The organism is Acetobacterium wieringae, from assembly GCF_026646375.1.
GTDB classification, from domain to species: Bacteria; Bacillota; Clostridia; order Eubacteriales; family Eubacteriaceae; genus Acetobacterium; species Acetobacterium wieringae_A.
Window position 1 is genome coordinate 1 of record NZ_JAIPPU010000055.1, and the last position, 1,038, is coordinate 1,038.

Annotated in this window: 1 pseudogene; it reads left to right on the forward strand. The window is 42.1% G+C overall.

From position 1 onward, the window contains the following. Positions 1-112 precede the first annotated feature (112 nt). Positions 113-976: pseudogene (locus Q7P33_RS17910) on the forward strand (IS3 family transposase); the annotation flags it as partial. Between the last annotated feature and the right edge of the window lie 62 nt (positions 977-1,038).

A 1,038-nucleotide genomic window follows, 5' to 3' on the forward strand; every position in this document is an offset into this window, starting at 1 on the left:
AAGGTGAAAATGTCGAAAAGATCAGAAAGCAGCATGAAGAAGAAAAGGAGGTTCTCATCAAAAAAATCGGTGAACTGTCAATGGATGTCGACTATCTAAAAAAAAAGCACGAGCAAGTTTCTCAAATGAGGAAAAGAAAAAGCTGATCGACTTTGAAGGTTCAAAGCTGGCGGTTTCCAGACAATGTAAACTCCTTGGTCTATCCCGTTCTACCGCCTATCACAAACCGGTTGAACATAAACCCGATCCTGTTGAAATCAGCATCAAAAATGCAATTGATAAAATTCATTATCGGGAACCTTCCTATGGGGTGAGAAGAATTCGTAATGAACTGCTAAAACAAGGGTTCTCGTTGGGTCGCAGGCTGGTTAAGCGTTACATGGCAGAAATGGATATTGCCGCATTTTATCCTGGTCCCAACTTGAGCAAACGGGCAAGGGAAGCGAGAACGTACCCTTATCTGCTTCGTAATCTTGACATCACCAGACCGAATCAGGTCTGGTCGATCGACATCAGCTACATTGGTACCCCCAATGGATTTGTCTATCTGACAGCCATTATTGACTGGCACTCCCGTTTTATTGTCGGCTATACCATCAGCAATACACTTCAGGCTGACATGGTGACACGGGTCATAAAAAATGCGGTGCGCAAATATGGAAAACCTGAAATCATCAATAGTGATCAGGGCAGCCAGTTCACTTCAAAAGAGTATATCGAGCTGATCCAGAGCTTTAAAACAACCAAAATCAGCATGGATGGAAAAGGCCGTGCTACCGATAATATTGCCATCGAAAGGTTCTTCCGGTCGTTTAAATGGGAACGCCTTTATTTGATGTGCCCGGAAACCGTCATCGAGGTAAAATTAATCACAAAAGAGTACATGAATACCTACAATTATCACCGAGACCATCAGCGTCATCAATACAGAACACCGGCTGAGATTTTCTTTAATCATGAGAAAAAAGTGGCCTGATTTTGAAAGGAGTCATAACTAACGTTTTTTCATTTTGTGTCTTGACAAGCGTGTACATTATA